We start from the raw sequence: 10,758 nt of genomic DNA, 5'->3' as shown, positions 1-10,758 counted from the left end.
TACACAGCTTACCTCATTGAGAAAGTCTAATTCTTCTTGCTTTTTCCAATCGGTTAGCATTGAAGAAGTTTGAGCGTAGCCTACTCTTTCTTGCTTTTCGTACCAAGCTTGTGTTCGTTCGTGGAGAGCTTTGTTGTAAACTAATCTTACACAGCCCAAAGTGCGCCGCAATAGCGACTCTTGTTCGGGTGTGGGGTAAAATCGAAACGAGTAGGCTTTTTCCATGTCTCACATTTTAGCATATATTTGGTAAATGCGCTAGTATTTAACGGTAAAGCCGTCGTAGAACGACGGGGTTTCAGACCCAAAATTTTCGATGATCTTCCCTGAAAATGTTGAGCAAATTTATCGGCCTTGCTCTCATCAGAATCACATTCTGCGGATAAACTAAATAGGGTCTGCTGAAAAAGTTTTTCGGTGGGGGTTGGGGGTTGGGGGTTGGGGGTTGGGGGTTGGGGGTTGGGTTTTACCGATTTTCAGGTGGTCAACTACCTAATTTTCAGGGAAAAAGTACCTGAATTTTCCCCCTGATCACTCCCATGCCTGGTACTTTTTGATTGACAAAAAGTCTAAAAGTCTTACCCAACAAGGTTTTTAGATTTATTCAGCAGACCCTAAATATCCATGCCATTTTCATAGACTCCTATTGTGTGTATGCCACTAATCCACCTTTTCCCAATATTTTTGGGTCTTTGCCAATGCCGCTTCCTACCTTTCTAGAGCCATTGTAACTCTTGGCATGATGCTAACGTGGGCTATCTTGGACAGCCTGTAAATCTCCTGTAATAATGCTGTCATCAATCTGCCACAAAGGCTCTTTGCCCATGCCGCCAAATTTTGGCTGTAACTGCTCACTTTTCACTCCTCACGAACCAAAAAGCCTGTAAACTGGATTTTATCAGGTGGATTTGCTATTATTTGGCTCTTCCAAGCGATGCAAGCACTCCTGAACTGATAACACAGGTACGGATGAATTCAAAAACCCTTGACTATCGCGGGTCAAGATAGCATCAAGTCCTTGATCTACAGCACAAGCGACCTGAATCGCATCCTCATAATCAGCCAAACCTGAACTAAACGCTACCTCTAGAACCTCCCGGTTTACAGGGCAGATTTCCATTGCTGTCAATGTCTCTGAAACTGCTTGCCGTGCCTGCTCAATACTGCGAGTGTGTCTTCGAGCAATATAAAAAATGTCCGTGAGCGTTGTAGCTGTGACATACCCGACGATCTGACCAGAATCGATCGCCTGAAATAGTCGTTCTGCATCTTGGAAAAATAGCTCTCTCTCCAATAGAAAATCTAGGAGAACATTAGTATCAATTAAAACTCTCACTAAAGATATTTCTCCACCCGACGATCTTCCAACATGGCAGCTACTTCTTGGTCGGTTGGTGCAAGTTGGTCTGTTTTGAGTAAGCCACGCATCCGTTGAATTGCACCAGAACGATCAGGTCTAGCAATTGGGGTCTTCTGCAAGGACTCAATAATGGCGCTAACCAGATCAAGTCGATCGCTCGGTGATAGCTTAACCGCTTCTTCCTTTAGGTCTTGCAGTAACATAGACATTGCTTGGGGCTGAATATTCTGGAATTTATTAAAAATAATTATAACCTTGATTATGATCAGGGCTGTAGGGCTATCTTGGACAGCCTGTAAATCTCCATTGTTAGTTCTTTGGTGACATCTCTAAATCCTTCAACTTGCTCTCTTAGCATTGCCAAGTCAAAATCAGACATAGAGACTCTATTACCCTCTGCTGCTTCTAATCTAGCTTGGAATGCAAGAAAAAGATCACTGCGGTTTAACTTGTCAACTTCTTCTTGCATGGCCTGAATTTCTTCTTCAACTTTATGCTGAATAGAAACATTTGCCTCTTGAATGAACTCTCTGACCTTCAAGTATAATTACTCGCTTGCATAAATGAGATGCTCCCTATAGATTTTAGTATAACTCGTTTTCTGTAAGCATAACTAGGAGATGCTTTAGAGCGCCGTCTATCGAGGAAAATTAGTTAATCAATAGGCCTAGTTCATTGGCTCCTAAAAATTAGGATTTCTGTAACAGTTTGCGGTAGTCAAACACGCGAATGAGAGTCCCTTTTTGGGGTAAATCGGCGGCACGAATCCGTAATTTATTGTCCTCGATTAAACGGATATTTTTATCCTTGACCAACTTGAGAAACTCATCTACAGACACCAATTCACAGGCATTTTTATCGGCGGCACTGGTAAAGTATTGAGTTGGTATAGCAATTCGCGGCTGTAAAACTTCGATCGCCTGTTTTGCTTCTTGGGGATTATAATTTTTTGGACCACCTCCCACGGGAATAAAAGCTAAATCCGGCGAACCTAGGAGAATTCTTTGTTCTAATTCGATTGGGGCCGCTGCCCCCCCTAAATGGACAATACTAATCCCCGCTTGGGTCCAACGCCAGGCCACATTCATACCGAAACGTTGACCACCCATGCGATCGTGGGCGATACTAATACCCTGAAATTTTAATTTACCCAGATCGTAGGCCCCCGGCTCAAACAAAATTTTCGGATTACCGGGTAAACCCTCGGCCGCCCCTTCATCCCACAGTTGACTACTAATTAAAACGATATCTGCTTCTACTTTTGGCAAAGGAAAACCCGCCGTACAACCGATCGCCCGGAAAGGATTAACTAGGACTCTTTGCCCTCCTCCGGTGAATAAAAAGCAACTATGACCCAACCATTGAACTAAGAGGGAATTATCGGGTTTTTGGGGGGAAGTGGGGTTAGTGGGTTTCGGTTTAGTTTCCGCTAAAACTGAGCTTACTGCCACGGTTAAGAAACTTGCCCCCGCCGATAAGATAAAATCTCGCCTTTTCATAAATGTAGATGCAGAATTAATCAATTGAAGGTTAATTTCAGGGGTTGGGGATTAGTAAACACTAGAGGGATCGGAGAAAGTTTCTTAAAAGTTCCTTGCCGGCAGTGGTTAAAATACTTTCGGGATGAAATTGTACCCCTTGAATCTGGGGGTAATCCCGATGACGGACTCCCATGACCGTACCATCTTCTACCCAGGCCGTGATCTCTAAATTATCCGGCATGGTGGAGCGCTCGATCACTAAACTATGGTAACGGGTGGCAGTAAAAGGATTTTCTAAGCCTTGAAATACCCCTTCATTGTTGTGATAGATTGGGGAAGTTTTGCCGTGCATCAAGACTGGGGCCGAGACCACATCCCCTCCGAATACCTGACCGATACTTTGATGACCGAGACAGACCCCCAAGATTGGCATATAGGGGCTAAATTTGGCGATTAATTCCAGAGATATGCCCGCATCGACCGGACGACCCGGACCGGGGGAAATGACAATTCCATCCGGCCGCATTTGTTCGATCGTGGCCAGATCGATTTTATCATTACGATAGACCTCGATCGGCACGGCGATCGGGAACTCGGAGGCTAATTCTCCCAAATACTGGACTAAATTGTAGGTAAAACTATCATAGTTATCGATGACGATTATCAAGAGTCTCTCTCCTTTCTTTAGCCTCGCTCAGTATTTTCATTCTACACCCCGGCTGTCTCGATCGAGATAGCCGGGGTGTAGGGGGTAGGCTATTTTTGTGCCGTCAGTTAGAATCTGCCCGGAATTGCTAATTACAGCCTAAACTATCCCTTGTGGCCACTCCCGTGACGGGATTAATGCCATCGGCCCGTTCACACATTAACTTGACCTGATAGTTATCAATCACCGCGTTAGTGAAATCGGCCCCGGTAATAATTGTGTCATAAAAACGGCTGCGAGTAGCGATCGCATCGGTAAAAATAGTATTAGTTAAATCGGCAAAATCGAGGGTAACTCTATCTACCAAAGAGGCGGTTAAATCAGCCCCTTTTAAGTTAGCTTTTAAGAGGACAGCCTCGGTGAGAATGCTATAGGATAAATCGGCTCCTTCTAGGTTAACTCCCCGCATCGCGGCAGCTGCGAAAACTCCTCCGCGCAAATCCTGATGGGAAAAATCCCGATCTTGCAGCTGGGCAAAACTATAGTTAATCGTTTTATCTTGGGCCAAGGCCACCGGACGGGCCGCGAAAAGTAGCCACAGAATCGCCAGCAAAATAATTAAAACCAGACTGAAAAAATTTTTCAACATTGTTACTGTTGAGCGTCGAGAAACTGGTCCACATCATCACCCACCCGAATAGTTAGGTCTGAGTCTAAAGCACCAGTGGAGGATGATTCTACTTTACCGATTCCCAATTGATTTTTCAAGAGGTTAGCGGACTGAATATCACCTTTTTGGGCAATAATTGCCGTGGTTTCTAGCTTTTGGGAGGAGTCATCGCTAATATAAACATTTGTGTAGCCCCGTTTGGCCAGATAATTACGAGTACGACGGGCTAAACCTTTGGTATGGGTGGCATTTTGAATGGCAATCCGCAGACTATAAACGGAGGTTTCTCCCCCCGCGTAGTTATCGGTAAAATTATTAGCCACAATGGTTCTAATTTCGCGACGGTTCAAAATCCAATAACTGCGACCATCGTATTCATCGAGGCTATTAAACCGGCCGGGGAGTAGGATCATTCTCAAGTCATCCTGTTTAATTTCCCGTCCAAAATTAGCGATAGCCAGCATTTCCTCGACGCTTAAGTTCGTATCGATATATTGTTGTAAAACCTGTACTGCTTTCGGGAGACTGGGGAGAATTGTCGGACTAAAAATCTTTTGTTGGAGTGCTTTTAATAAAATTTGTTGTCTTTGTACGCGACCAATATCGCCGTATTGCGGGTTACGAAAACGGGCAAATTGTTCTGCTTGGTCGCCGTTGAGATTTTGCCAACCCTCTTGTAAATCAATTTCTAATTTTTGGGTGACATCTTTATGATACATTCGTTCGGGTACATAAACCTCTACACCCCCGACTAAATCAACTAATTCCTTAAAGGCATCGGTAGTCACCCGCACATAGCGATCAACGGTGACATCCCCTAAAGTATTAGTGACCACTTCCGCCGCTAGAGTCGGTCCACCGTGAACGTTAGCATCGTTAATTTTAGTGAAACCGTGGCCGGGGATTCTGACGCGGCTATCGCGAGGGATAGACAGCATTCTCACGGTTTTATCGCTGGGATCGAAGCGCACTAGGAGCATGGTATCGCTGCGACCTTTAAATACATCGTCGCTGTTTTTGGCATCTAAAACTCGATCGATGCCCATAACTAAAATATTAACAGGACGAGAAAGCTGCTGATTGATTAAGCTATTCCAAGCTTGATCCTCAAGGATGTCTGTTTGGGTGGGAAAAGATGTTTTTTGGAAGATAGCCCCAATTGGTGCGGGTAAGGGACTAATTAAAGCGACGGCAGCCCCAACAGTGGCGGAAACTAGGGCGGTAAAACTGAGGGTTATTCCCCAAAATAAGCCCTTTTGTAGGGGAGATGCTTTTTTTAAACCGGACATGACTGAACTGACCACCGCGACGGTATTTTCTGAGTTTTGGCTGTATTCTTGCTTTTCAAACCGCCCCGAAACATTGGCCATGGACTAACCTCAACATCTGATTAAAAGCTTACTTTAAGTAGGGAGGCACAATTATTTGTAGGATGGGTTAGCGGTAGCGTAACCCATGCGGGCGTTGGGTTTCATTTTTCAACCCAACCTACGTTCATCTTATATTTAATTCCACCCACCCAGGAGGTGACTGCTGATCGATAGAATCTATCTCTAGCCCAAAAGTTCCAGATATTGGTCACTCCCCTCTCGCCGGCTATTGTAACATATTGTTAAGGAACTGGCTATCCTAGACCTGTTGTAAAAATCAAAAATTGTTGTTAGGGTTAGGAGTCGGTAGCCAGAAGAATTGAGAATGAATAATAAGCGATTAAATGCTCTATTTACCGATTTTATGCCATTTAATCCTTATTTTTGCCGTTTTTGAACCCTGAAAAGTTAATTAGGCCAGAGGTTTAATAATTTTTCAGGGATTCGGTTTGGTTATAGATTAAGCTGCCCGCACATTTATAGCGTTTTTCAGTCTGCTGAGGTACAAAAGTTATGGGTTTTAGGCACTCATGCAAGAGGCAAAAGGCAAAGGGGAAGAAAAATAGGTGTACCTCACTAGCTTAGGAAATGCTATAAATTGGTTGTTGAGATAAGGCAAGAGGTAACAGGCAAGAGGTAACAGCAAAGGGATTGGGGGAGATTGAGTTAATCTAAGGATAGGCGGTTAAAATGCGTCTTAGATTATCTCTGTAGCCAAGAATTAAGAGAGGTGGAAACTTGAAGATAACATAACTAAGGTTATTCTCCTTGTTTTTATCCCTTTGCTTTCGGCTAGTAATGCAGTTTTTTCTGTCAATAAATTCTGATCTATTTTGTATGCAAATCATCTCCCTTCCCCCATCTTCCACCCAGGAATATCTCTGTATAAGAGACTTAAATCTCTACAATTCTCCCAGTTGTCAAGAGTTAGCTACCCAAGCACAACGGGGAAGACAATTAAAATTTATTTCCCTAGAAATTACCGAAAAAGGACTACAAATTCAGCTAAGAGAAGATAATTATTTAGCTTGGTTATCCCTAGAAGATTTAGATGCGATTGCAGCGGCCGCCACAGCTTATCAAAAAATTCCTCTAACTCGTTCAGAAATAGAAAAACATATTCCTGAGATTATCACTTTTACTCAGGAAGCAATGAATCGTACCAATCATTATCTCTGGGGTGGAACCCTTGCACCTAATTACGATTGTTCAGGATTAATCCAGGCTGCTTTTGCCACTTTTGGCATTTGGTTGCCGAGGGATTCCTATCAACAGGAGGCTTTTTGTCAAAAAATAAACCGAGAGGAATTACTCCCAGGAGATTTAATTTTCTTTGGTGATAAAAGAGTTAATCATGTGGCTTTATATCTAGGGAATAATCAATATATTCACAGTTCAGGAAAAAAAACAGGTAATAATGGTATCGCTATCAATCTACTCACCGATGATAGGGATAGCGTCAGTCGTTATTATTATCAAAAATTATGGAGTTTCGGTCGAGTTATGCACAATTAATCAGTTATCAGGGAAATGGGGAAATGGGGAAATGGGGAAATGGGGAAATGGGGAAATGGGGAAATGGGGAAATGGGGAAATGGGGAAATGGGGAAATGGGGAAATTTCAACTAAAACCCCAAAACCCTAAAACCCCAAAACCCTAAAACCCCAAAACCCTAAAACCCCAAAACCCTAAAACCCCAAAACCCTAAAACCCCAAAACCCCAACCCCTAACCCCTAACTTCTCACTCTCCCCCATAGATAATCATGTCAGAAAATATCTCCCTAAGCGGTCTATCAATTCGTCGTCATATAGGAGTATTGATGTTAACTATAGCAGTTATCATCATCGGTCTTTTTTTTCTAAATCGTTTACAAGTAGATTTGCTTCCTTCTATCACTTATCCCCGCATTAGTTTAAGGATGAATGTCCCTGGAGTTTCCCCGGAAGTTATTCTCGAAGAAGTAACTAAACCCCTAGAAGAAGGAATGAGTGCCACCGAGGGAGTAGTGCAAGTTTATTCAGAAACTCGCGAGGGAAGGATGCGAGTAGATTTATTTTTTCAACCGGGGGGAGATTTAAATGTTGCTTTAAATGAAGCTACCGAAAGTTTTAATCGTGTCCGACAAAATTTACCCGATATTATTGAAGAACCGCGCTTAAATAAATTTGAACCCTCTCGTTTACCCGTCTATGAATTTGCTCTCGTTTCTGATACCCTAACCCTAAAAGACTTAAGATTATTTGCTGATGAAGAATTAGGGAGAGAATTAGGGTTTGTGGAAGGAGTGGCAGTGGTGGACGTGATTGGGGGAGTTAGAGAAGAAATTCAAGTTAATATTGACCTGCAGCGATTACAATCTTTAGGAGTGGGATTAAATCAGGTTTTAGACACCCTAAAAAGACGTAATCAGGACATCTCTGGGGGCCGACTAGAGGGAGAAACTGGGGAACCTTTAACCCGCGCGGTGGGGAAATTTAAAAACGTAGCGGATATCCAAGATTTAGCACTGACCGATAGTAATAATCCCGAAGAAAAAATCTATCTGCGGGATGTGGCCAGAGTTATCGATGGGACAGAAGAACAAAGAATTTTTGTCACCCTAAATGGAAAAAATGCCGTGCGGGTTAGCGTCCAAAAACAACCCAATGCGAACACGATTGCTGTGGTAGAAGGGGTCAAAAAACGCATTGCCGAATTAAAAAAATCCGGGTTAATGACCGGGGGGATGCAAGTCGTCCCCACTACCGATGAGTCTGTATTTATCCAAAATGCGGTTAATAACGTGGTTTCGTCGGGACTAGCGGGGACAATTCTAGCAGGATTGACTGTATTCGTCTTTCTCGGTTCCCTGCGACAGACTTTTATCATTACCCTAGCGATTCCTCTTTCTACCCTGGTCGCAATCATCTGTATGAAGTTATTTGGGTTATCGATAAATGTGTTTAGTTTGGGAGGATTGGCCCTAGGGGTGGGTATCGTGGTGGATAATTCCATTGTCATGCTCGAAAATATTGCCCTCAAAGTTAATCAAAACCAAAATAAGCGAGATTTTTTAGAAATTGCCCGGAATAGCAGCCAAGAGGTAGAATCTGCTTTAGTGGCCTCCACTGCGACTAATCTCGTCTCTATACTGCCATTTTTATTACTGGGTGGTTTTATTTCCCTGCTGTTTAACGAGATTATCCTCACTATCAGTTTTGCTGTGGCTGCTTCTCTCCTGTGTGCGTTAACCGTTGTTCCCATGTTAGCCAGTCGTTTGTTAAATATGCAGGTTTCTAGTGGTATTCAGCGATTTTGGCTCTTAAAAGTCTTTAGTCAACGTCTGGAAGGTTTAACTATTCTCTACGGTCGTTGTTTAGCTAAAATCATCCGCTACAGAATACTTGTTATCCTACTGGCCTTTTTAATTTTAGGGGGAAGTAGTTTCTATCTCTGGCAATATATCCCCCAGGAAGTCTTTAGTCGTATTCAAACCGGACAGGTGAACGTTTTTGCTCAATTTCCCCCCGGTACCAATTTAAATACGAACCGTCAGGTGATGCGGGAAGTAGAAAAGATTTTATTATCACAACCAGAGACTAAGTACGTTTTTACTACCAGTGGCGGTTCTCTTTTTGGCACAACTACCAATGAAAATATTTTGCGTGCTTCTAGTACGATTAATCTCAAACAAGGCACTAATACAGAAGCATATATCGAACGCATGAGCAAAGCACTAGAGCAATTAAACCTCGTTAACGTGCGTTTGCGTCTCACCCCCGGTCAAGTGCGCGGTATTATTCTTAATAACTCTCCCTCCGTTGGTGCTGACGTGGATGTGATGTTACAGGGACCCGATGGGAAAACTCTAGAGCAAGCTGGTGAAGAAGTCCTCGGTATTCTCGATGAAAAAGTCCCTAGTGCGCGTTTTCGTCCCGATGCTGACCCCAGACAACCGGAAATCCAGATTAAACCCGATTGGACTCGCTTAAATAGTTTGGGGTTGAGTACCCTGGAAGTGGGACAAACGGTAAGGACCGCTATTCAAGGATCAATCCCCACCCAACTGCAACGGGGAGAAAGATTAATCGATATCCGGGTGCAATTGGACCCCAACTCGCGGCAAAAAATTAGTGACATCTCACAAATACCTATTTTTGTCAATAGACAAGAAGACTTAAAATTAGCAGATATCGCCAGGATTGAAGGGGGAAAAACCCCAGCAGTCATCCAGAGAATTAATCAGCGTCAAGTTTTTATTATTATCGGCAGTTTAGTCGAGGGTGCGAAATTAAGTGACGCACTCGCAGGGGTACAATCGGTTTTAAATTCCACTCCCTTACCCGATGGTATCAGCATTTTACCCAGTGCTGCTGCCATGTCTAATCAAGAAATTCAGGGTTCTTTGGGTTTATTAGCGGGTTTATCGGTATTTTTAGTCTTTGTGGTCATGGCCGTGCAGTATAACTCGCTCATAGACCCTTTGGTGATTATGTTAACCGTTCCTTTGGCCCTAGCGGGGGGAATTTTTGGACTATATTTGACCAAAACCCCGATTAATGCCATTGTCATCGTCGGGGTGGTGTTATTGGTGGGCATTGTGGTTAATAACGGGATTATTATGGTGGAATTAGCCAATCAATTGCGGCAAGAATTCGGTTTTACTCGACTACAAGCCATTTTAAAGGCCGCTCCCCAACGTTTACGACCGATTTTAATGACTACCGTGACCACGGTTTTAGGTTTATTTCCCCTCGCTTTAGGATTGGGAGAGGGGGGAGAATTCCTGCAACCTTTAGGAATTGTCGTTTTTTCGGGTTTGTCTTTAGCAACTCTGTTAACTCTGTTTATTATTCCCTGTTTTTACGTTTTATTCTCCAGAAAATAATCTTCTTGCACAGTAGGGTGTGGGGTGTAGGGTGTGGAGAAGTGGGGAAGTGGGGAGGTGGGGAAGTGGGGAAGCGGGGAGAAGCTTTTTTCAGTGTTGCCAAAGGCACGGCGTAGCCGTCCAGTAAACAGTAAACAGTAATCAGTGAACTGAAAACTCACATCTGATAACAAGGGCCGAATCTCAGACCTAATTGGTTAAGCTAAAAGCTTTGATGCGCTTAGTTTCTAACCCTCTTTTTAGGTAGGAGAATTGTCAGATTCTGTCTTTTGCCTCTTGCCTGTTGCCCCTTGTCTTCAGAAGCTGATAACTGATAACTGATAACTGATAACTGATAACTGATAACTGATAACTGATAACT

11 protein-coding genes and 1 pseudogene are annotated in these 10,758 nt (G+C 43.3%); 3 read left to right on the top strand and 9 right to left on the bottom strand.

Features of this window, described 5'->3' with window-relative positions:
* From IM515_RS10885 to IM515_RS10850, 9 genes and pseudogenes are all read right to left on the bottom strand, one after another.
* Nucleotides 1–225, bottom strand: a 225-nt coding sequence (locus IM515_RS10885) for a helix-turn-helix domain-containing protein (RefSeq protein WP_287697995.1), incomplete at its 3' end; no start/stop codon positions are given.
* A gap of 483 nt (nucleotides 226–708) precedes the next feature.
* Nucleotides 709–838, bottom strand: a pseudogene (locus IM515_RS26130) (Tse2 family ADP-ribosyltransferase toxin); the annotation flags it as partial.
* Between the two features lie 60 nt (nucleotides 839–898).
* Nucleotides 899–1,336 (bottom strand): type II toxin-antitoxin system VapC family toxin, encoded by a 438-nt coding sequence (locus IM515_RS10880; protein ID WP_287629424.1) that lies wholly within the window; start codon nucleotides 1,334–1,336, stop codon nucleotides 899–901.
* Nucleotides 1,336–1,563, bottom strand: a complete 228-nt coding sequence (locus tag IM515_RS10875; RefSeq protein ID WP_158199070.1) for a hypothetical protein — start codon at nucleotides 1,561–1,563, stop codon at nucleotides 1,336–1,338. Before IM515_RS10875 ends, IM515_RS10880 begins: the two co-directional genes overlap by 1 nt.
* 62 nt (nucleotides 1,564–1,625) lie before the next feature.
* Nucleotides 1,626–1,901, bottom strand: a complete 276-nt coding sequence (locus IM515_RS10870; RefSeq protein ID WP_158199069.1) for a hypothetical protein — start codon at nucleotides 1,899–1,901, stop codon at nucleotides 1,626–1,628.
* A gap of 148 nt (nucleotides 1,902–2,049) precedes the next feature.
* Nucleotides 2,050–2,859, bottom strand: coding sequence for an MBL fold metallo-hydrolase (locus IM515_RS10865; protein WP_061430315.1), 810 nt, complete (start codon nucleotides 2,857–2,859; stop codon nucleotides 2,050–2,052).
* Nucleotides 2,860–2,920: 61 nt separating this feature from the next.
* On the bottom strand, nucleotides 2,921–3,508 hold the full coding sequence (locus IM515_RS10860) for an anthranilate synthase component II (RefSeq protein WP_287629422.1): 588 nt from the start codon (nucleotides 3,506–3,508) through the stop codon (nucleotides 2,921–2,923).
* Nucleotides 3,509–3,635: 127 nt separating this feature from the next.
* Nucleotides 3,636–4,136, bottom strand: coding sequence for a pentapeptide repeat-containing protein (locus IM515_RS10855; RefSeq protein ID WP_002768627.1), 501 nt, complete (start codon nucleotides 4,134–4,136; stop codon nucleotides 3,636–3,638).
* A gap of 2 nt (nucleotides 4,137–4,138) precedes the next feature.
* Complete coding sequence (locus IM515_RS10850) at nucleotides 4,139–5,527, bottom strand: LCP family protein (protein ID WP_287629421.1); 1,389 nt, start codon at nucleotides 5,525–5,527, stop codon at nucleotides 4,139–4,141.
* 837 nt (nucleotides 5,528–6,364) lie between these two features.
* Between IM515_RS10850 and IM515_RS10845 the strand changes: the two genes are divergently transcribed.
* The 3 genes from IM515_RS10845 (at nucleotide 6,365) to IM515_RS10835 (ending at nucleotide 10,397) form a co-directional block, all read left to right on the top strand.
* The gene (locus IM515_RS10845; protein WP_287629419.1) at nucleotides 6,365–7,042 is read left to right on the top strand and encodes a C40 family peptidase; all 678 of its coding nucleotides are present in this window, start codon (nucleotides 6,365–6,367) and stop codon (nucleotides 7,040–7,042) included.
* On the top strand, nucleotides 7,012–7,188 hold the full coding sequence (locus tag IM515_RS10840; protein WP_287697993.1) for a hypothetical protein: 177 nt from the start codon (nucleotides 7,012–7,014) through the stop codon (nucleotides 7,186–7,188). The genes IM515_RS10845 and IM515_RS10840 overlap by 31 nt, the downstream gene beginning before the upstream one ends.
* A 104-nt stretch (nucleotides 7,189–7,292) precedes the next feature.
* Nucleotides 7,293–10,397 (top strand): efflux RND transporter permease subunit, encoded by a 3,105-nt coding sequence (locus IM515_RS10835; RefSeq protein ID WP_287629418.1) that lies wholly within the window; start codon nucleotides 7,293–7,295, stop codon nucleotides 10,395–10,397.
* The last annotated feature ends 361 nt before the right edge of the window (nucleotides 10,398–10,758 follow it).

Origin of the sequence: Microcystis sp. M44BS1, assembly GCF_020244875.1 — a bacterium.
GTDB lineage: Bacteria > Cyanobacteriota > Cyanobacteriia > Cyanobacteriales > Microcystaceae > Microcystis > Microcystis panniformis.
This window is presented reverse-complemented; position numbering and strand designations above follow the sequence as displayed.